At 66.4% G+C, this 20,538-nt stretch carries 18 protein-coding genes; 4 read left to right on the forward strand and 14 right to left on the reverse strand.

Annotated elements, in window-relative coordinates; genetic code table 11:
* The first annotated feature begins 268 nt into the window (after nt 1-268).
* Together J2X92_RS10500 and chrA are read left to right on the forward strand one after the other, a co-directional pair.
* Nucleotides 269-1,027, forward strand: coding sequence for a TSUP family transporter (locus tag J2X92_RS10500; RefSeq protein ID WP_307575504.1), 759 nt, complete (start codon nt 269-271; stop codon nt 1,025-1,027).
* Nucleotides 1,028-1,049: 22 nt separating this feature from the next.
* Complete coding sequence (chrA, locus tag J2X92_RS10505) at nt 1,050-2,396, forward strand: chromate efflux transporter (protein ID WP_307575505.1); 1,347 nt, start codon at nt 1,050-1,052, stop codon at nt 2,394-2,396.
* 6 nt (nt 2,397-2,402) lie between these two features.
* Here the strand turns inward: chrA and J2X92_RS10510 are convergent, their stop codons facing one another.
* The 5 genes from J2X92_RS10510 to J2X92_RS10530 all read right to left on the reverse strand — a co-directional run bounded on the left by J2X92_RS10510 (nt 2,403) and on the right by J2X92_RS10530 (nt 5,832).
* On the reverse strand, nt 2,403-3,914 hold the full coding sequence (locus J2X92_RS10510; protein WP_307575506.1) for a tripartite tricarboxylate transporter permease: 1,512 nt from the start codon (nt 3,912-3,914) through the stop codon (nt 2,403-2,405).
* 13 nt (nt 3,915-3,927) lie between these two features.
* Nucleotides 3,928-4,416, reverse strand: a complete 489-nt coding sequence (locus tag J2X92_RS10515) for a tripartite tricarboxylate transporter TctB family protein (RefSeq protein WP_093021365.1) — start codon at nt 4,414-4,416, stop codon at nt 3,928-3,930.
* Nucleotides 4,417-4,624: 208 nt separating this feature from the next.
* Nucleotides 4,625-5,038, reverse strand: coding sequence for an RNA recognition motif domain-containing protein (locus tag J2X92_RS10520; RefSeq protein ID WP_055800576.1), 414 nt, complete (start codon nt 5,036-5,038; stop codon nt 4,625-4,627).
* Between the two features lie 180 nt (nt 5,039-5,218).
* Nucleotides 5,219-5,452 (reverse strand): DUF3820 family protein, encoded by a 234-nt coding sequence (locus J2X92_RS10525; protein ID WP_082517498.1) that lies wholly within the window; start codon nt 5,450-5,452, stop codon nt 5,219-5,221.
* A 5-nt stretch (nt 5,453-5,457) separates the two neighbouring features.
* The gene (locus J2X92_RS10530) at nt 5,458-5,832 is read right to left on the reverse strand and encodes a translation initiation factor Sui1 (RefSeq protein ID WP_307575509.1); all 375 of its coding nucleotides are present in this window, start codon (nt 5,830-5,832) and stop codon (nt 5,458-5,460) included.
* A 62-nt stretch (nt 5,833-5,894) separates the two neighbouring features.
* On the opposite strand from J2X92_RS10530, the gene J2X92_RS10535 reads away from it, so the two are divergent.
* Complete coding sequence (locus J2X92_RS10535; RefSeq protein WP_307575510.1) at nt 5,895-7,166, forward strand: DEAD/DEAH box helicase; 1,272 nt, start codon at nt 5,895-5,897, stop codon at nt 7,164-7,166.
* Nucleotides 7,167-7,174: 8 nt separating this feature from the next.
* Here J2X92_RS10535 and J2X92_RS10540 read toward each other — a convergent pair whose 3' ends face one another.
* The 9 genes from J2X92_RS10540 to argE all read right to left on the reverse strand — a co-directional run bounded on the left by J2X92_RS10540 (nt 7,175) and on the right by argE (nt 19,194).
* Nucleotides 7,175-7,927 (reverse strand): slipin family protein, encoded by a 753-nt coding sequence (locus J2X92_RS10540; protein ID WP_307575512.1) that lies wholly within the window; start codon nt 7,925-7,927, stop codon nt 7,175-7,177.
* Between the two features lie 83 nt (nt 7,928-8,010).
* Entirely contained in the window at nt 8,011-9,174 is a 1,164-nt protein-coding gene (locus tag J2X92_RS10545) for an acyl-CoA dehydrogenase family protein (RefSeq protein ID WP_307575514.1), read from the reverse strand.
* Nucleotides 9,175-9,179: 5 nt separating this feature from the next.
* Nucleotides 9,180-10,340: an acyl-CoA dehydrogenase family protein gene (locus J2X92_RS10550; protein WP_307575515.1), complete on the reverse strand. Its 1,161-nt coding sequence runs from the start codon at nt 10,338-10,340 to the stop codon at nt 9,180-9,182.
* Between the two features lie 14 nt (nt 10,341-10,354).
* The gene (locus J2X92_RS10555; RefSeq protein ID WP_307575517.1) at nt 10,355-11,272 is read right to left on the reverse strand and encodes an SDR family oxidoreductase; all 918 of its coding nucleotides are present in this window, start codon (nt 11,270-11,272) and stop codon (nt 10,355-10,357) included.
* Between the two features lie 43 nt (nt 11,273-11,315).
* Nucleotides 11,316-13,268, reverse strand: coding sequence for an acetyl/propionyl/methylcrotonyl-CoA carboxylase subunit alpha (locus J2X92_RS10560; protein WP_307575519.1), 1,953 nt, complete (start codon nt 13,266-13,268; stop codon nt 11,316-11,318).
* A complete protein-coding gene (locus tag J2X92_RS10565) occupies nt 13,265-14,875 on the reverse strand; it encodes an acyl-CoA carboxylase subunit beta (RefSeq protein WP_307575520.1) in 1,611 nt (536 codons plus the stop codon). Before J2X92_RS10565 ends, J2X92_RS10560 begins: the two co-directional genes overlap by 4 nt.
* 127 nt (nt 14,876-15,002) lie before the next feature.
* Nucleotides 15,003-16,655 carry a PQQ-binding-like beta-propeller repeat protein gene (locus J2X92_RS10570; protein WP_307575522.1) on the reverse strand — a complete coding sequence of 551 codons (1,653 nt, stop codon included), beginning with the start codon at nt 16,653-16,655 and terminating at the stop codon, nt 15,003-15,005.
* A 117-nt stretch (nt 16,656-16,772) separates the two neighbouring features.
* Entirely contained in the window at nt 16,773-17,996 is a 1,224-nt protein-coding gene (locus J2X92_RS10575) for a DUF445 domain-containing protein (RefSeq protein ID WP_307575523.1), read from the reverse strand.
* Nucleotides 17,997-18,027: 31 nt separating this feature from the next.
* Nucleotides 18,028-19,194, reverse strand: coding sequence for an acetylornithine deacetylase (gene argE, locus J2X92_RS10580; RefSeq protein ID WP_307575525.1), 1,167 nt, complete (start codon nt 19,192-19,194; stop codon nt 18,028-18,030).
* 100 nt (nt 19,195-19,294) lie between these two features.
* Here argE and J2X92_RS10585 point away from each other — a divergent pair, with 100 nt between their 5' ends.
* Nucleotides 19,295-20,488 (forward strand): glycerophosphodiester phosphodiesterase, encoded by a 1,194-nt coding sequence (locus J2X92_RS10585; RefSeq protein ID WP_307575526.1) that lies wholly within the window; start codon nt 19,295-19,297, stop codon nt 20,486-20,488.
* Nucleotides 20,489-20,538: the final 50 nt, after the last annotated feature.

A 20,538-nucleotide genomic window follows, 5' to 3' on the forward strand; every position in this document is an offset into this window, starting at 1 on the left:
CGGTGCACCCCCTAAAGTCTGCCCACTCGCGAACGGGCCAAGCTCGTGCTGCCGAGGGTCCGAGGAGACAAATTCGGTCTACAACAAAAATTCTTCAAGGCTTCCGTTCGAGAAGCCGTGTTTGAACTTGAAAGGCGCCGCTGGTCGGCGCCTTTTTTATTGGTCGTCTGGCGCGCGTCTTCGCACTGGCCGAAGAGGGCTTTCATGCACGCCCCGCCTTCATATGAAGCTCCCTTTTCGATAGCGACCCGGGTGCGACAATCTCGCCATGGAAATGCTGGTGGTAACGGGTGCTTCGCTGCTCGCGGGCTTTGTCGACTCGATCGTGGGCGGTGGCGGATTGATCCTCGTACCGGCGCTGTTCGCCGTATTTCCGGGGGCACCGCCAGCCACGTTGCTGGGCACCAACAAAAGTGCTTCGATTTGGGGCACGGCGGCTGCGGCGGCCCAATTCAGCCAGCGGGTGCAGATGCGCTGGGGCGCCCTATGGCCTGCCGCAGTTGTCGGTTTCGCAGGTTCGATGCTGGGCGCGTGGGGGGTGACACTGTTCCCGGGCGATTTCCTGCGCCGTGCGCTGCCGGTCGTGCTGGTGGGCGTGCTGATCTACACGGTGGCGCGCAAGGACCTGGGGCGCCACCATGTGCCGCGCTTCAGCGGCCGCGCGGAAACGCTCGCGGCTTGCGCCATCGGGCTTGCCATCGGCTTCTACGACGGGTTCTTCGGCCCCGGCGCCGGCAGTTTCCTCGTCTTCCTGTTCGTGCGCTGGATGGGCTACGACTTTCTCAACGCATCCGCGTCAGCCAAAGTCATCAACACACTCACCAACGCCGCGGCCCTGCTGCTGCTCGCGCTCAAGGGCCATGTCTGGTGGCACTATGGGCTGGTGATGGCGGTGGCCAACGTGGCCGGCAGCCTGCTGGGTACGCGTGTTGCATTGAAGCACGGGGCCGGCTTCGTGCGGGTGGTGTTCATCGTCGTCGTGAGCGCGCTGATCCTGAAGACCGCCTATGACGCGTTCCTGAAATAGCAAATCGAGAAAGTCCGATTTCATGGCACTGCCAGAGCCTGTTGAACGCCCCGCACCCGTCAGCTTCTGGCAGGCCTTCGTGTATTGGTTCAAGCTCGGCTTCATCAGCTTCGGCGGCCCGGCCGGCCAGATCGCGCTCATGCACCAGGAACTGGTCGAGCGGCGGCGCTGGATATCGGAAAAGCGCTTTCTCCACGCGCTCAATTACTGCATGCTGCTGCCAGGCCCGGAGGCGCAGCAGCTGGCCACCTACATCGGCTGGCTCATGCACCGCACCTGGGGCGGTATTGCGGCGGGCGTGCTCTTTGTGCTGCCGTCGCTCTTCATCCTGATTGCGCTGTCATGGGCCTACATGGCCTACGGCCACGTGCCGGCCGTGGCGGGCCTGCTCTACGGCGTGAAGCCCGCGGTCACGGCCATCGTGCTGTTCGCTGCCTGGCGCATCGGCTCCCGGGTGCTCAAGAACGCGTGGCTTTGGGCGATTGCGGTCGCCGCGTTCGTGGCGATCTTTGCGCTGCGGCTGCCGTTTCCGCTGATCGTGCTGGGCGCGGGAGCCATCGGTTATCTGGGCAACCGATTCGCGCCGGCTTCCTTTGCAGCCGGCGGAGCGCACGGCGCGGCCGCGGCATCGGCCGGCCCGGCGCTGATCGACGACGACACGCCGACGCCGCAGCACGCCCTCTTCGGCTGGGGCCGCTTCGTGCGCGTGCTGGCGGTGTTCCTCTTGCTCTGGCTCGGTGCCCTCGCCGCTCTCACAGCGCTGTACGGATGGCATGGCGCACTCACGCAGATGGCCTGGTTCTTCACCAAAGCGGCACTGCTGACCTTCGGCGGCGCCTATGCGGTGCTGCCTTATGTCTTTCAGGGCGCGGTCGACCACTATCAATGGCTCAGCGCCGCGCAGATGATCGACGGGCTGGCGCTCGGAGAAACCACGCCCGGCCCACTGATCATGGTGGTGTCGTTCGTGGGTTTCGTCGGCGGCTGGGGGCAGGCGCTGTTCGGCCCGCACGCGCTGTTCTCGGCCGGCGCCGCGGCGGCGGCGGTGGTGACCTTCTTCACCTTCCTGCCGTCGTTCCTGTTCATTTTGCTGGGCGGACCTTTCATCGAGTCGACCCACGGCAACCTGAAGTTCACCGCCCCGCTGACCGCCATCACAGCGGCCGTGGTCGGTGTGATCGTCAACCTGGCGGTCTTCTTCGCCTACCACGTGCTCTGGCCCACGGGCTTGTCAGGCCCCTTCGAGACCGCCTCCGCCGTCATCGGCGTTGTCGCGGCCATCGCACTGTTTCGCTTCAAGGCCGGCGTGATTCCAGTGGTGCTCAGCTCCGCGCTGGCCGGCATGGCTTGGCAATTGTTATTGCACTAGCTGCGTCTATTCCTCGACGAAGGCTTCTTCGCGCTTCGCCTTGATGGACGGCAGCAGCACGATGCCGAGCAGCAGCGCCGCGGCCACCAGCAGGCCGGCCGACAGCGGCCGCGTGACGAACACGCTCCATGCGCCGCGCGACAGCAGCAGCGCGCGCCGCAGGTTCTCTTCCATCATCGGCCCGAGGATGAAGCCCAGCAGCAGCGGCGCGGGCTCGGTCTTGAGCTTCAGGAACAAATAGCCGATGAAGCCGAAGATTGCGACCATCCACACGTCGAAGGTGTTGTTGTTGGTCGAGTACACGCCAATGGCGCAGAACAGCACGATCGCCGGAAACAGGAACTTGTAGGGCACCGTCAAGAGCTTGATCCACATGCCGATGAGCGGCAGGTTCAGGATGATCAGCATCGCATTGCCGATCCACATCGAGGCGATCAGACCCCAGAACAGCTCGGGGTTGCTGGTCATCACCTGCGGGCCCGGCTGGATGTTGTGGATGGTCATTGCACCCACCATCAGCGCCATCACGGCGTTGGGCGGAATGCCCAGGGTCAGCAGCGGAATGAAGGAGGTCTGCGCGCCGGCGTTGTTGGCGGACTCGGGCGATGCCACGCCGCGGATGTTGCCCTTGCCGAAGGCGACTTCGCCCGGGCGCATTTTGATCTTCTTCTCGAGCGCGTAAGCCGCAAAAGCTGCCAGCAGCGCACCGCCACCGGGCAGGATGCCCAGGGCAGAGCCCAGCGCCGTGCCGCGCAGCACGGCCGGCGTCATGCGCTTGAAGTCTTCCTTGGTGGGCCACAGGCCCTTGACCTTGTGCGTGAACACCTCACGCTCGTCGTCAGGCTGCGAGAGATTGCCGATGATTTCGCCGTAGCCGAACACGCCCATGGCAATCACCACGAAGCCGATGCCGTCGGTGAGTTCAGGAATGTCGAAGCTGAATCGCGCTACGCCCGAGTTCACGTCGGTGCCCACGATGCCGAGCAACAGGCCCAGCACGATCATCGCCACCGCCTTGAGGAGCGAGCCCGAAGCAAGCACCACGGCGCCGATCAGGCCCAGCACCATCAGCGAGAAGTACTCAGCCGGCCCGAACTTGAAGGCCAGCTCGGTCAGCGGCGGCGCAAAGGCGGCCAGGATCAACGTACCCACGCAGCCCGCGAAGAACGAACCCAGGCCCGCAGCGGCCAGTGCAGGGCCTGCGCGGCCCTGCCTTGCCATCTGGTAGCCGTCGATGCAGGTGACCACCGAGGATGACTCCCCGGGCAGGTTCACCAGGATCGCGGTGGTGGAGCCGCCGTACTGCGCGCCGTAGTAGATGCCGGCCAGCATGATCAGCGCCGACACGGGCGGCAGCGCGTACGTGGCGGGCAGCAGCATTGCGATGGTCGCGACCGGGCCAATGCCCGGCAACACGCCGATCAGCGTGCCCAAAATACAGCCGACCAGGCAGTACAGCAGGTTGGTGAAGGTGAAGGCGACGCCGAAGCCGGTCGCGAGGTTGTGGAACAGTTCCATGGCGGTGTGCTCCTCAACCCGAAATGAATGTAGGCCAGACCTGGATCTGGAGCTTGAGCGCCCAGATGAAGGCCACATAGCTGCCGGCCGCCAGGATGGTGGACAGCACCAGCACGTCGCGCAGCTTGAATTGCTGGCCGGCCAGGCTCGAGATGATGGTGAGCGCGTAGATCGCGACGATCATGCCCATGGCGGGCAAGCCGATGCTCGGCAGGCCGCCGAGCAGAATGCCGAATGCCAGGTTGGCGCCGAGCACGAAGGCGAGTGGCCGCCAGGCCCATTTGCCGATCGGGTCGCCTCCCGCGGTTTCGACCACCATCGCCTGGAACATGATGAATGCTCCCAGGATGGCCAGCAGAATGCCCAGCATGAGTGGGAAGTAACCCGGCCCCATGCGGGCACCGTCTCCGATGGTGTAGGTGGTGGCGCCAATGGCGAAAGCACCGCCCACGGCTGTGAACATGACTCCTGAAAAGAAGTCAGCCTGACTCTTGATCCGCATTTGTCTCGACCCTCTTGATTGGACCGGTGAGGGTCGTCGGGCGCGGCTGACCGCTGGCTGACCGGCACGGTAAGGACAAATGCGTACAAGGGTTCTCCCTCCGCCGCATGAAAGGACGCGCGCAGAAACGAAAAAAGCTCCCGAAGGAGCTTTTATTCATTCAGAGAGCCGGAGCTCTCTTGATGAGTGCGGGTAAGCGCGTGAGGGCTTAGTAGCCGCCGCGGCCACCGCCGCCGCCGCCGTAGCCGCCGCCACCACCGCTGCGGCCACCGCCGCCACCACCGTAGCCGCCGCCGCCACCACCACCGCCGTAACCACCACCACCGCCGCCGCCGCCGTAGCCGCCGCCACCACCGGTACGGGGGGGACGAGCTTCCATCGGACGTGCTTCGTTCACGGTCAGGGCGCGGCCCTGGAGCGAATGGCCGTTCATGGCTTCAACGGCAGCCAGCGCTTCTGCGTCGGTGCCCATTTCCACGAAACCGAAGCCCTTGGAGCGGCCGGTGTCGCGTTCCATCATGACCTTGGCGCTGACGATCGAGCCGAACTCGCCGAAAGCCTGTTCCAGGTCGTTATCACGCACGGAGTAGGCGAGGTTGCCTACGTAGAGTTTCTTGCCCATTGAGGGACTCCTAATTCAAACCAACAATACAAAGCGATGGAGTCCCAGAATCACAACAAACAAATGCGCTGTGGCGCGAAACTGACCGATCACCGAATTACGTGCACGGGAGCATGCTCACAGACACGTAGGCCGGATTATCAATCCGAACCGGGAAAAGCGTGGCGAAATTCGCTGTTATTACGAAACATCACGTCCTGAAGGGCGGTTTCGCAACGGTTGGAGCAGCCCGGAAAGCCCGTTGTGGTCTATTTCATGCATCAAATGGAGCAGCCGGCCGATCTCGCCCGAGGGAAAACCCTCGCGTGCGAACCAATTCAGATAATTTCCGGGCAAATCGGCAATCAGCGTGCCCTTGTGTTTGCCAAAAGGCATTTGGAGCGTGACGAGGCGCTGCAGGTCTTCGGGTTTCATAGGCTTCAGCCTCCCGCGCGCTTGACCGTTTGGCCCTGCTTCACGAGGGCGGCGATCACCAGTTCGCGGCGATCGCCCTGAATCTCGATGGTGCCGTCCTTCACCGTGCCGCCCGAGCCGCAGGCTGTCTTGAGCTGTTTGCCCACGGCCGCCAGCGCGGCCGCATCGAGCGCGAGGCCCTTGACCACGGTCACGCCCTTGCCCTTGCGGCCCTTGGTCTCGTGCGATACACGCACAATGCCGTCGGTGGCCGGAATGCGCGCCTTGTTCTCCTTGCAGCGGCACTGCGCCATCGGCGCGCGGCATTCGGGGCACATGCGGCCGCCTGCCTCGGTGGAGTACACCAGGGCGCTGGCCTGATTGCTTTTCATCGTTGCCATTCGGTCGATCTCTTCTTCAGTTCGTCTTCACTGCTTCCGGTTTCATCTCACTGTCTCTCCACATGCCATTCGACTCACTGGGCCTGGCCCCCGCGCTCGTGCAGGCTGCCGCCGAAAGCGGCTATGCCGCGCCGACCGCCATCCAGGCTGCGGCCATTCCCGCCATTCTGCAAGGCCGCGACGTGCGGGGCTCGGCGCAGACCGGTTCCGGCAAGACCGCCGCATTTTCCCTTCCGCTGCTGCAGCGCCTGGCCGCCGAACCCGCCCAGGCGCCCCGCCGCGTGCGCGCGCTGGTGCTCGTGCCCACGCGCGAACTCGCAGCCCAGGTCGGCGAGACGATGCGCAGCCTGGCGCAACACCTGCCCGAGCGGCTCAAGATCGCCATTGCCTTCGGTGGCGTGTCGATCAACCCGCAGATGATGAGCCTGCGCGGCGGCGCCGACATCGTGGTGGCCACGCCGGGGCGGCTGCTCGACCTGGTGGACCACAACGCGCTGAAGCTCAACGCGGTTTCAATGCTCGTGCTCGACGAGGCCGACCGCCTGTTCGACCTCGGCTTTGCCGAGGAGCTTGGCCGCATCCTCTCGCTGCTGCCGGCGAAGCGCCAGAACCTGTTGTTCTCGGCCACCTTCCCGCCCGCCATCCAGGCGCTGGCCGACGGTACGCTGCAAGACCCTGCGGTGATCGACGTGCAGGGCGAGCCCGGCACCGAGCCCGCCATCGTGCAGCGCGTGATCGAGGTCGATGCGAACCGCCGCACGCAGCTGCTGCGCCACCTGCTGAAAGAAAACGAGTGGGACCGCGTGCTGGTCTTCGTCGCCACGCAGCATGCGGCCCAGACCGTGGCCGAGAAGCTCTACAAGAACGGCGTGTACGCGGTGCCCTTCCACGGCGACATTGCGCAGGGCACGCGCACCGGCATCCTTGCGCAGTTCAAGGAGAGCCGGTGGGACGTGGTGATTGCCACCGACCTGGCCGCGCGCGGCATCGACATTGCGCAGCTGCCGGTGGTGATCAACTACGACCTGCCGCGCTCGCCCACCGACTACATCCACCGCATCGGCCGCACCGGCCGTGCCGGCGAGAGCGGCCTGGCCATCAGCTTCGTGAGCGCGGCCACCGAGGCGCACTTTCGGTTGATCGAGAAGCGACAGGGCCTGAGCCTTCCGCGCGAGCGCATCGAAGGCTTCGAGCCGACCGAAGCCGCCGTGCCGATGGTCGACGCCTCGGGCACCGGCGGCATCAAGGGCAAGCGGCCGAGCAAGAAGGACAAGCTGCGCGCAGCGGCGGCGCTTGCCGCCGCACCACAGGGCGGACCCGAAAAAAGCGACTGACGGGCACGCTACGCGGGCTTCGACAGGAAAGTCGACAACAAGTCGACCGGCAGCGGGAACACGATGGTGGTGTTCTTGTCGGCGCCGATCACCGTCAGTGTTTCCAGGTAGCGCAGCTGGATCGCCTGCGGCTCCTGTGCCAGCACGCGCGCGGCCTGGAACAGCTTCTCTGAAGCTTGCAATTCGCCTTCGGCGTGGATCACCTTGGCGCGCCGCTCGCGTTCCGCTTCGGCCTGCCGCGCGATGGCACGGATCATCGATTCGGTGAGGTCGATCTGCTTGATCTCGACGTTGGAGACCTTGATGCCCCACGAAGCCGTCTGCACGTCGAGCGACTCGCGCACATCCAGGTTGAGCTTTTCCCGCTCGGCCAGCATGTCGTCCAATTGGTGCTTGCCCAGCACCGAGCGCAGCGTGGTCTGCGCCAGCTGGCTGGTCGCGTTGAAGAAGTCCTTGACCTCGATGATGGCCTTTTCGGCATCGACGATGCGGAAGTAGACGACCGCGCTGACCTTCACCGACACGTTGTCGCGCGAGATCACGTCCTGGGTCGGCACCTCCAGCACCACGGTGCGCAGATCGACCCTCACCACCTGCTGGATGAGGGGAACCACGATCACCAGCCCGGGCCCCGCGACCCTGGTGAACCGTCCCAAGGTGAACACGACGCCGCGTTCGTATTCGCGAAAAATCCAGATGGCAGAAACAAGCAGCACCACCAGCAAGACAAGCAAGAAGGTGCCAAAGCCGTATGTGAACATGGTGGTCTCCTGCGACCCAGCGACAGTGCTGGATCGTTGGACCTCCGGCGCGCCCGGGCGTTCCTGAATGTCGTCGCCCCGGGTTACCAACCCAGCTGCCGCGCCGCCAGTTCCTTCATGATCTCCTCGGCGCCACCGCCGATCATCATCACCTTCACTTCGCGGTAGATGCGCTCGCTCACCGCGCCGCGCATGAAGCCCATCCCGCCGAGTATCTGCACCGCCTGGTCGGCGCAGAACTGCATGGTCTGCGTGGCGTGGTTCTTGAGCATGCAGACCTGCGCTACCCATTCAGGCGCGTTGAAGCGGCCCGCCGCCTCGTGCGCATCGCCTTGCGCCGACACCGCCTCCAGCCATGCCTCGGCGGAGGCAATGCGCATCTTCATGTCGACCAGCTTGTGGCGGACCACCTGATGCTCGATGAGCGCGGCGCCGAATGTCTTGCGCCCCTGCGACCAGGCCAGCGCCTCGTCGAGGCAGGCCTCTGCAAAGCCGAGCGCGCCGGCTGCGAGGCCGATGCGCTCGCCGTTGAAGTTGCCCATGACCATGCGGAAGCCCGCGCCCTCGTTGCCGAGCAGGTAGCGCGCGGGCACGCGCACGTTGTCGAAGTGCAGCTGCGCGGTGTCGGAGCACCACCAGCCCATCTTCGCGAGGCGCGTGCGCGTGAGGCCGGGCGCATCGCCGGGCACCAGCAGCATCGAGATGCCGCCGGCACCGCGCTCCTCGCCGGTGCGCACCGCCACCGTGATCCAGTCGGCGCGCATGCCCGAGGTGATGAAGGTCTTCTCTCCGTTCACCACATAGTGTTCTCCGTCGCGCCTTGCCGTGGTGCGCAGTGCCGCCACGTCGGAGCCGCCACCAGGCTCGGTGATGGCAAGCGCCGAAATCTTCTCGCCGCGCAGCACGGCGGGGACAACCTCGGCGCGCACCGCGTCGCTGGCATGCAGCACCACCGGAGGCAGCCCGATGTTGTGAGAGAACAGGCTGGCGAGCACGCCGCCGCTCTTGCCATGCCGCGCCAGCGCGATCCACGCCGGCAGCTTGAGCGCATACGAGGCCGGCGTGCCGCCCAACGCCTCGGGGTAGCCGAGGCCGAGCAGGCCCAACTCCGCGGCGCGCGCATAGAGTGCGCGGGGGAACTCGCCCGCGTCGTCCCAGGCCTGCACATGCGGCGCGATCTCGTTCTCGGCAAAGCGCCGCACCGTGTCGGCGAGCGCCGCGCGGTCGGCTTGCAGTTCGGCGTCCATCGCGTTCAGCCGCGCGGCGGCCGCTTGGCGATGCCCATGGTCTTCGCAAGGATGCCGAGCATCACTTCGTCCGCACCGCCGCCGATGGAGCCCAGCCGGCCGTCGCGGTACAGGCGCGAGACGCGGTTCTCGAGCGTGAAGCCCATGCCGCCCCAGAACTGCAGGCAGGTGTCGGCCACCTGGCGCGTGAGCCGGCCGGTCTTGAGCTTGGCCATCGACGCCAGCTCGAGCACGTCTTCGCCTTGCACATGCAGGTCGCAGGCGCGGTAGGTGAGGGCGCGCAGCGCTTCCACCTCGGTCTTGAGTTCGGCCAGCTTGAACTGCACCCACTGCTGGTCGGCCAGCGTGGCGCCGAACATGTGGCGCTGCTGTGCCCACTCGATGGTCTGCGCGATGCAGTCTTCCATGGGTTCGAGCGAGCTCGCGGCGGCCCACAGGCGCTCTTCCTGGAACTGCTGCATCTGGTAGACGAAGCCCTGGCCCTCTTCGCCGATGCGGTAGCGCTGCGGCACGCGAACGTCGTTGAAGAAGATGAGCCCCGTGTCGCTGGAATGCATGCCGATCTTGCGGATCTTCTTCGCCTTCTCGATGCCGGGGCTGTCCATCGGCACCATCACGAGCGACTTGTTGCGGTGAACCGGGCCGTCGCCGGTGTTGACCAGCATGCACATCCAGTCGGCCTGCAGGCTGTTGGTGATCCACATCTTCTGGCCGCTGATGAGGTAGTCGCCGCCATCCTTGCGCGCATGGCTCTTGAGGCCCGCCACGTCGCTGCCGGCGCCGGGCTCGCTCACGCCGATGCAGCCGACCGTGTCGCCCGCGATGGCCGGTGCCAGGAACTCGCGGCGCAGTTCGTCGCTGCCGAAGCGCGCGAGCGCGGGCGTGCACATGTCGGTCTGCACCCCGATGGCCATCGGCACGCCGCCGCAGCTCACGTGGCCGAGCGCCTCGGCCATCGCCATCGCATACGAATAGTCGAGCCCGGCGCCGCCGAAGGCCTCGGGCTTGTTGAGCCCCAGCATGCCCAGGTTGCCGAGCTTCTTGAAGACCTCGTGCGCGGGAAAGATCTCGGCCTCTTCCCATTCCTCGACATGCGGATTGATTTCGTCGTCGATGAAGCGTCGCAGCGTCTTCTGGATCTCGAGATGTTCGTGGGTGTACTGCATGCGGTTGTCTCCAATCAGTCGTTCGGCGATTCGCCGCCGTCCTTGAACACGCGCGGCGTCTCGGCCAGATGAAAGCCTTCGAAAGGCCGCACCGCCGCGCGCTGCCGCACCTTCGCATCGGGCAGCGCCATCGGCCAGCCCATGCGCACCTGAGGCCGCGCGCCGTCCACGCGCAGCACGCTGCCGCTGATGAAGCTGGAGGCCGGGCTCAGCAGGAATGCGATGGCGGCCGAGGTCTCGGCCTCGTTGCCGAAGCGCCCTGCGGGCACGGTGTTGCGCATCGCGCGCAGCATGTCGCCGGCCTCGGGCGGGTAATGGTCCATGCCGCTCGATGCGATGTAGCCTGGGGCCACGGCATTGACGCGCACGCCGCTCGCGGCCCATTCGAGCGCTGCCGTTTCGGTGAAGCTCACCATGCCCGCGCGCGCGGCGCCGCTGTGACCCATGTTGGGCATGGAGCCCCACATGTCGGCCACGATGTTCACGATGGCGCCGCCGTGCGCCTGCATGCTTTGCAGGAAGCATTCGCGCGCGACGAGAAAGCCGCCCGTGAGGTTGGTGTGGATCACCGCCTCCCAGCCCTTGGCCGAAATGGCCGCGAGTGGCGTGATGTACTGGCCTCCCGCGTTGTTGACGAGGCCGTCGATGCGGCCATGCGTTGCAATGATGTCGGCCACCGCCGCGCGCACCGCCTCTTCCTGCCGGATGTCGAAGGCCTGGATGCTCGCCTTTCCACCCCCGTCGACGATCTCGGCCTGCACCTGCCGCAGTTTTTCCGCATTGCGGCCGACCAGCACCACCTGTGCGCCGAGCGATGCGAGTTCGTGCGCCGTGCAGCGGCCGATGCCCGAGCCGCCGCCGGTGACGACGATCACCTGCCCGGCGAACAGGCCGGGCGCGAACACGGAACGGTAGCGGGAAGAGGTGTTCATTCGAAAGGCCTTCGGAAGAACTGGCAAGGTGCAGTGTGCGCCGTCATGCGTCGGCAATCTCCGCCACCACATGGCGCGCGGCCACCTGCGTGCCGACTGCCACGTGCAATGCGGCAACGCGGCCGGCGCGCGGCGCGCAATGCACATGTTCCATTTTCATGGCTTCGAGCGTCACGAGCGGCTGGCCGGCGGCGACGGCATCGCCCTCGGCCACCAGCAGCGCGATGACGCGTCCGTTCATCGAGGCGCGAAGCAGGCCGTCGCCGCCTGCGGCTTCGGCGCGGGGCACGGCGACATGTGTGAGGTCCCGCAGTTCGAAGGCCTGGCCGCGAAAATGGAACCACGATCGATCGGCGGACGTGCGCACTGCCAAAGCATGCTCCGAGACGCCGCCGCACAAGAAGCGCATGTGGCCGTCGCCGGACAGCGAGAGCAACTCGACGGCGGTGGGCGGCGATGCGTCGACGGCGACGTCGAAACGACCCGAGCCCTGCGGGGTCACCCGCACCGCGTGCACCTTGCTGTCGAGTGCAAAACGCAAGGCATTCGGCAGCGTGTGCGCAAGCGGCGAGGGCCATCCGCGTTCGCCCGTTTGAAGCAGCAGCGCGGCCAGCCATACGGCGCGCTCTTCCATGGTGACATCGGGCGCAAGTAATGCATCGGCGTGCTCGGCAAGGAAGGCCGTCGTTGCATTGCCATCGGCAAACACGGGATGCGAAAGGGCCCGCTGCAAAAGCTGCTGGTTGGTCGCAACGCCCAATGCGACCGTGTCCCGCAGCCCTGCGATCAGCCGCTGCCTCGCTTCGTCGCGCGTGCGGCCGTGCGCCACGAGCTTGGCGATCATCGAGTCGTAGAAGGGCGGCACGGCGGCGCCATCGCGCAGCGCGTGCTCGGTGCGCAAGCTCGGCGAAGGCCGCCATGCGGCGAGCGTGCCGCTTTGCGGCATGAAACCCTGTTGCGGGTCTTCGGCGCAGAGCCGCACTTCCATTGCGTGGCCGCTCATGCGCACATCATTCTGTTCAAGAGGCAGCGGCTCGCCGGCCGCAATGCGCAACTGCAGCTCGACCAGGTCGAGCCCGGTCACGGCCTCTGTCACCGGATGCTCCACCTGCAGCCGGGTGTTCATTTCCATGAACCAGTACTGGCCTTCGGCGTCGAGCAGGAACTCGAGCGTGCCCGCGCCTTCATAGCCAATGGCCTTTGCGGCCGCCACGGCCGTCGCGCCCATGCGTTCGCGCAAGGCTGGTGACACCGCCGGCGAAGGCGATTCCTCGATCACCTTCTGGTGCCGGCGCTGCACCGAGCAATCGCGTTCGCCGAGGTGGATGGCGTTCCCGTGCCGGTCGGCAAACACCTGGATCTCGATGTGCCGAGGCGCAACGATCGCGCGCTCCAGAATCACGGTCGCGTCACCGAAGGCATGGAGAGCCTCGGACTGGGCGCTTTGCAGCAGCTCGGCAAACACCGCGCCCGAAGGCGCGAGCCGCATGCCCCGCCCGCCGCCGCCGGCCGTCGCCTTGATCATCACGGGCCAGCCGATGCGTTCCGCCTCCGCCGTGAGCGTGGTCGCGCGCTGGTCTTCGCCTTGATAGCCCGGAATGCAGGGCACGCCGGCCGCCTGCATCAGGCGCTTGGCACCGGCCTTGTCGCCCATGGCCCGAATGGCCGCTGGCGAGGGGCCGATGAAGACGAGGCCCGCATCGAGGCACGCTTGCGCGAAGTCCGCGTTCTCGGCCAGGAACCCGTATCCCGGGTGCACCGCCTCCGCGCCGCTGGCATGCGCGGCCTCGATGATGGCGGCGATGTTCAGGTAGCTTTGCGCCGGCAGCGGCTCGCCGATGCACACGGCCTGATCGGCTTGCCGCACATGCTCCGCATCAGCGTCGGCGCTCGAATACACGGCCACCGTGCGATAGCCCATGGCGCGCGCGGTGCGCATCACGCGCACGGCGATTTCGCCGCGGTTGGCGATCAGGACCTTGTGGAAAGCACTCATGGCCGCGCCACCGAAAACTGCATCGCCTGCGGCAAGCGCGCGTCGGCGTCGCGGCAGACCGAGAGCACTTCGGCCAGCACCGCGCGCGTGTCGCGCGGGTCGATCACGCCGTCGTCGAGCAGCAGCGCGCTGGTGGTGAACACGCTGGTCTGCCGCTCGAAGCGCTCGACGATCTGCCGCTGCATGGCGTCGATCTTCGCGCGGTCGACCGTTCCCTTGCGAGACATCCCGGCTTCCATCACGATGGCCATGGTCTGCGCCGCCTGCTCGCCGCCCATCACCGCTGTGCGCGCGTTGGGCCACGAGAAGCAGAAGCGCGGGGCAAAGCCTCGGCCGCACATGCCGTAGTTGCCTGCGCCGTATGAGGCGCCGCAGTGCAGCGTGATCTGCGGCACGGTGGCACTGGTCACGGCCTGGATCATCTTGGCGCCGTGCTTGATGATGCCGGCCTCCTCGTGCGCGCGGCCCACCATGTAGCCCGTGATGTTCTGCAGGTAGACGATGGGCGTGCGCGATTGGCAGCAGGCCTGGATGAAGTGCGTGGCCTTGGTGGCGCCATCGGAGTCGATGGGCCCGTTGTTGGTGACGATGCCCACGGCGTGGCCTTCGAGACGCAGGTGCCCGCACACCGTGGCGCTGCCGTAGTGCTCGGTGAATTCGAGGAACTCGGAACCATCGGCAATGCGCGCGATGACCTCGCGCATGTCCACCGGCCGCCGGCCATCGCCCGGCATGATGCCAAGCAGTTCTTCGGCCTCGTACAGCGGTGGTGCAAACCGGCGCGGCGCTTCGTCGCGGGCCCAATCGATGCCGCCGAGAATCGAGCGCGCGATGCGGATCGCGTCTCGGTCGTCCTCGGCCAGGTAGTCGCCAAGGCCGGAGACGTGGGTATGCATCACGGCGCCGCCCAGCTCTTCTTCCGTGGCGATCTCTCCGGTGGCAGCCTTCAGCAACGGTGGTCCGGCCAGGAAGGCGCGGGTGCGGTCGCGCACCATCACGATATAGTCGGAAAGCCCGGTCTGGTAAGCGCCGCCCGCGGTCGACGAGCCGTGCGTCACCGTCACAACCGGCAGCCCCGCGGCCGAGAGCCGCGCCAGGTTGCGGAAGATGCCGCCGCCGCGCACGAAATCCTGCACGCGGTATTGCATGAGATTGGCGCCCGCGCTTTCCACCAGCTGGACATACGGGAGCTTGTTTTCGAGCGCGATCTCCTGCACGCGCAGTTGCTTGTCCAGGCCCATGGGCTGCAGTGCGCCGGCATCGATGCCCGAGTCGGACGCGCTGACCATGCAGCGCACGCCCGAGACCCGGCCGATGCCTGCGATCACGCCGCCGCCCGGCACGCTCTTGCCAAGGTCTTCGTTGTCGTGGCCCAGCCCCGCGAGCGAGGCCAGCGGCAGAAAGGGTGCGCCGGTGTCGAGCAGCAGTGCGAGTCGCTCGCGCGGCAGCAACTGGCCACGCTTGGCAAATCGCTCGGCCGACGCATTCGAGGCTGCCGCAGCACGAGCCTCGTGCGACCGCACCTGTCCGAGCAGCGCCAACATACCGGCGCGGTGGGCCTGAAAGGATTCGCTGGCCGTGTGCAGCCGGGATTCGATGGCGGGCATGGAAGAGTCAGTGCAGAACGCTTTCGCTCTGCACCGACTCTAGGGCGCCGATGCGCGCCCGGCTTGCGCCAATTGGCTGGTGCGGCCCACAAGAGTCACGGGACGCTCGACCACGAGTCTTCCCGCCTCAGTATTTCGGGCGAATCCGATAGATCGCGTTGTTGCGGTCCGCCGACATGTAGATGGTTCCGTCGCTCCCCACCGCGACCCCCGTCACCACATAAGGCGGAGGCAACCCGGGGCCGGCGGCCAATCCGATCGGCAGGTTTTCCGCCACAGTGCGGCGCGAGCCGTCGGCGGGGTTTATCTCCACCAGCCGGCGCGCGGCGCTTTCGGCCACGATGAAGCTGCCCCACGGCGTCTGGGCCACGCCTTCCGGCAGTGCAAGACCTTCTGCGATGGCGCGCAGCGGGGCGCTCGCATCCAGCGGAATGCGCGTCAGCTTGCCAGCGGCCTCGGTGACGTACAGCGCGCCGTCCTGTCCCACGATCATCTGCACCGGGCCGCCCAGTCCACTGGCGAGCACTTGCTTCTCCGCAAAATGAAGGCCCCGCGCGCGGGTGATGGTGCCGGTGGCAATCTCCGCATAGATCACGCTGCCGTCCGGCATGGGAATGGCGTCGAACGGCGCCTTCAGTCCATGGATGGTTTCGACGGTCCTGAGCGTCTGCCGGTCGACCAGCTGCACCGTGCCCGTGAACCATGAGGTCAGCGCGAAGAGCGTGCCCGAGACGCCGACCGCAAACGGATAGTCGAGATCGGGGTCGCGCTGCATGCGGAACACGTCGCGCACTTCGCCAGTGCGCACATTCACCTGGCGGAAGCCGAAAACGTCCGCCACCCAGAGCGTGTTGCCGTCGATCTTGAGTCCGGCCGGCGCCGCAAGCTTGCCGCTGGTGAGCATGCGCAGCGCGCCGGTTGCGGGGTCGAAGGCCTGGATTTCGTTGTTGGCCATGTTCGACACGTAGATCGTGCCGTCGGGCGCAATGGCGAGGTTGTCGAGCGAGGGGCGCAGCTGCTTGGCGACGGTCTTGCGGCCGGTGGCGAGGTCCACCTTGACCAACTCCCCGCTGCGCGCATCGACCACCCAGAGATTGCCCTTGCCGTCCAGGTTGGCGGCCGCGGGAATCTTGAATCCGTCGGCAATCACGGTCATGTTGCCGTTGGCCGGGTCGATCTTCACCACTTGGCCCTTGAACCACAGCGGCCCGTAGAGCATGCCGTCCGGGCCGACCTCGAAGCCGTTGAAACCGCCCATGTCCTTCTTGATAAGCCGCGGCGGCTTTTGGCCCGCGCGGTCGATCTCCCACAGCGCATCGCCCAAAAACACCTGCGAGGCGTAAAGCTTGTGGTTGCGGCGATCGAAGTCTAGCGAGTTGAGGCCGGGCAGATCCTTGGCGAGCACGCGCATCGGCGCACCGTCGCTTTCGCGGTAGCGGAGCATGCCCATGAGGTAGTTGGTCCACGCCAGCTCGCCATTGGGCCCCACGGCGATGTCGTCGGCCTGGCCTTCGGGCGCGTCGATCAAGACCTTGGCCGCGCCGTTGGTGCGGTCGACTTCCCACAGCGTATTGCCCAGCACCGAGCCCGCAAGCAGGCGGCCCTTCTTGTCGATGGCCAGCCCGTGGACCCCGGCAAACGAGGATGGCGGCACCAGCGCTTCGGGCTCGGACCATGACGCGGGCCGGGTGGGCGGTGGTTTCGGTGCAAGGCTTCCGCAGGCGCCCAGCAGCGCGAACATGGCAATCAGCGCGGCGGCGCAAAACGGGCGACGGGGCATGTCTTCTCCTTCTGGTGAGTGCGCGCGCAGTCTAGAAGGAGGAAGGGGCAGTGGCGCAATCGCCACCGCGACATGTGCACTTTCGTCCGCTGCGGATTACCCGCGGTTGCGCGCCGTTCACCCGCGCAACAGCTGCGTCACCGTGTGAATGGTGAGCCCCACCAGTCCACCCACCAGCGTGCCGTTGATCCGGATGAACTGCAGGTCGCGCCCGATGTGGCGCTCCAGCTCGTCGGTCATCTCGCTCGCATTCCATTCGCCGACGCGCTCCTCGATGTAGCGGCGGATGTCCTCGCGGTAGCGCTCGATGGCCAGCGGCGCGGCCGCTTCGATCTGCTCGTTGATCCAGTGGCGGATCGCCTCGTCGGCCTGCAGCCGCTGGCCCAGCGCGCCGGCCATCGATGCGATGCGCCGGCCGATCGTCGAATCGCTCCGACCGAGATCGTCATGCAGCCAGGCCAAAAGCTCGCCCCAGATGCTGTGCAGGTAGTCGCCGAGGGCAGGATGCGCCATCAGCTCGGCTCGGATCTGCTCGCCGCGCTGCTGGAACTCGGGGTCGAGCTTGAGCCGCACCACGAAGTCGTCAACGAAGTGATCGAAGCGCTTGCGCATGGGGTGGTCGGGCTCGGCCGCCAGTTCGGCGATGGTGCGGGCCACGGCCGCCACGATCTTGCGTGTCGCGAGCTTGGCCGCCACCTGGTCCAGGCCCACGTAGCGCAGCGTCTTGATCTCGCGCGCAATGGCCTCCGTGATGTGCGACTGAACCTCTTCCCCATCGAGCAGGCCGGCCAACTGCTGCAGCACGTCGTCGAGCAGCGCCTGGTGGCGCCCGCCGGCCGTGAGTGCGTCCAGCGCCTGGCCCATCAGGCGCGAAAGATCGATCTTCTCGAGCCCCGCGGCGGCCGTGCGTCCCATGAAGGCGCGCACACGCTCGTCGTCGAATGCCGAGAGGCCATAGCGCGCGGCCGCAACGCCCCACTCGCCGAGCTTTTCACCGCTGGCCGGGCGCGCGAGCCAGTCGGCCAGCCGTCCGGCCGCATCGAACTGCCGCAGCTTGGCAAGCACCTGTTCCGTGCTCAGGAAGTTGTTGCAGATGAAGCCGGCCAGCTTGGCGCCGATGCGGTCCTTGTTGCTCGGGATGATCGCGGTGTGCGGAATCGGCAGGCCGAGCGGATGCCGGAACAGCGCCACCACCGCGAACCAGTCGGCAATGGCGCCGACCATCGCGGCTTCGGCAAAGGCGGCCACGTAGCCCCAGGCCGGATGCTGACCCTGCAGCGCGCTGGCCAGCGCATAGAGCAGCGCGGCGGCGCACAGCAGGCCGAGCGCGACGCGCTTCATGCGGTCCAACGCGAGCCCTTCGGCGCCGCCATCAGCCGATCTTGGGGGTCGATGCGAGGCGCTCCATGAACAGCTCGCAGCGCCCCAATTGCTCGAGGCTCACGAACTCGTCGGGCTGGTGCGCCTGGTTGATGCTGCCCGGGCCGCACACCACGGTGGGGATGCCGGCGTTCTTGAACAGGCCCGCCTCGGTGCCGAAAGCCACCAGCGTGGTGCGCTCTTCGCCCGAGAGGCGCTGAGCGAGCTGCGTGACCGGATCGCCCGCCGCGCCGAGGAAGCTCGGAATCTCGCAGATGGTCTCGAAGCGGAAGCCCGCGTCGGGCGCCACCTTCTTCATCGACGCTTCGAGGCTGGCGGCATAAGAGACGACTTCGTCCTGCATCTTCTTGGCGTCGGCGGTCGGGAGGTCGCGGAATTCATAACGGAACTCGGCATCGCGCGGCACCACGTTGTCGGCAATGCCGCCGTGGAACTGGCCCACGCTCGCGGTGCTGAAGGGCACGTCGAAGCCCTCGTAGCGCGGCTCGCTGCGCTCGAAGCCTTCGGCCATGTCCCGCACCTTGCCGACCACGCGCGCCGCCATCTCGATGGCATTGACCGAGTGCGGCGTGAGCGACGAATGCGCCTCCTTGCCGCGCACGCAGCAGCGGTAGCGGTACACGCCCTTGTGCGCGATGGCCGGCACCATGCTGGTGGGCTCGCCCACGATGCAGGCAACGGGCTTGATGCCGGCGTCGCGCATGTCGGCGATGAGCTCCTTCACGCCGAAGCAGCCGATCTCTTCTTCATAGCTGAAGGCGAAGTGCACCGCGAAGGGCGAATCGCTTTCCAGGAAGCGCCCGGCATTGGACAGCGCGATCGCGATGAAGCTCTTCATGTCGGCCGAGCCGCGGCCATAAAGGCGCTCGTCCTTCACCGTGGCGGAGAGCGGATCGACGCTCCATTCCTGCCCGTCCCAGGGCACGGTGTCGGTGTGACCCGAAATGATGACGCCGGCCGGCTTGCCCTCGCCGAGCGTGGCAAACAGGTTGGCCTTGGTGCGTTCGGCGTTGTAGGTGATGCGGCTCTTCACGCCCAGGGCGGCCAAGTGGCTTTGCGCGAGGTCGATCAGCTGCAGGTTGCTGTTGGCACTGACGGTGTTCATGCGCACCAGCGCCTGGGCGAGTGCGAGGCTTTGAGGGGAAAGCGTGTGGAGCATGCAACAGATTGTCCAAGAAGTCGGCGCGCCGCGCCGATGAGCGCCCTTGCCGTCATGCGGAGCGGGTACCCTGCGCCTCTTTTGGATGGAGAAAAAGACGATGCGCACCCAACACTACGCCCTTGCCGCAACGGCCGCCCTCTGCCTTGCGGCCTGCGGCAGCACCGGTCCCGGTTCGTCCCAGAAGCTGCTGACGCTCGATGGCCAGTCGCCGCTGGTCATCGCGCACCGCGGCGCTTCGGGCTACTTGCCGGAGCAGACGCTCGAAGCCTATGCGCGCGCTATCGAGCTCGGCGCCGACGTGATCGAGATGGACCTGGTCTCCACCAAGGACGGCGTGCTCATCGCCCGCCACGACCCCAACCTGGCCATCAGCACCGACGTGGCCAAGCACCCCCGCTTCGCCTCGCGCAAGAAGACCATCAAGGTCGACGGCGAAACCCAGACCGGCTGGTTCAGCAACGACTTCACGCTGGCCGAGATCAAGACGCTGGGTGGCATTTCCACCGACGCCGAGCGGCCGCAGGAATTCAACGGCAAGTTCAAGGTCGTGACCTTCCAGGAGATCATCGACTTCGCCAAGGCCAAGTCGAAGGAAACCGGCCGCACCATCGCGATCTATCCCGAGACCAAGAACCCGACCTACTTCCGCGAACTCGGGCTGCCGATGGAAGACAAGGTCATCGCGGCCATCAACGCCGCCGGCTGGAACAGCAAGACCGCGCCCATCTACGTGCAGTCCTTCGAGCCGGGCAGCCTCAAGTACATGAAGAGCAAGGGCCTCAATACCCGGCTGATCCAGCTGATCGATGGCGACAGCGTCGACCTGAAGACCGGCGCCGTGACCTTTGCAGTGCCGAGCGACCGCCCCTATGACTGGACCAAGGCCGGCGACAAGCGCAACTTCGACGCCATGGTCACGCCCGCGGGCCTGGCCGAGATCAAGACCTATGCCGACGGCATTGGCCCGTGGAAGCGCTACATCGTGAGCGTCAAGGGGACCATCGGCGCCGACGGCAAGCCGTTGGACGTCAACAAGGACGGCAAGATCAACGACGCCGACGCCACCTCCATCGCGCCCACCACCCTTGTTGCCGATGCGCACAAGGCGGGGCTCTTCGTGCACCCGTTTACCTTCCGCAACGAGTCGCGCCGGCTCGCGGCCGATTACGGCAACGCCGGCAAGAACGAGTACGCGGTGTATTACAAGCTGGGCGTGGACGGCGTGTTCACCGACTTCACCGACACGGCGCTGGCCGCGCGCGCAGACTACCTGAAGAGCATCGGCCGCTGATCGGGTTTTCTTGAACACAGCCTGAGGGTTTGCCCGGCACAGTCTTTGCG

The sequence above is a fragment of the Variovorax paradoxus genome (genome assembly GCF_030811855.1).
Lineage (GTDB): Bacteria > Pseudomonadota > Gammaproteobacteria > Burkholderiales > Burkholderiaceae_C > Variovorax > Variovorax paradoxus_L.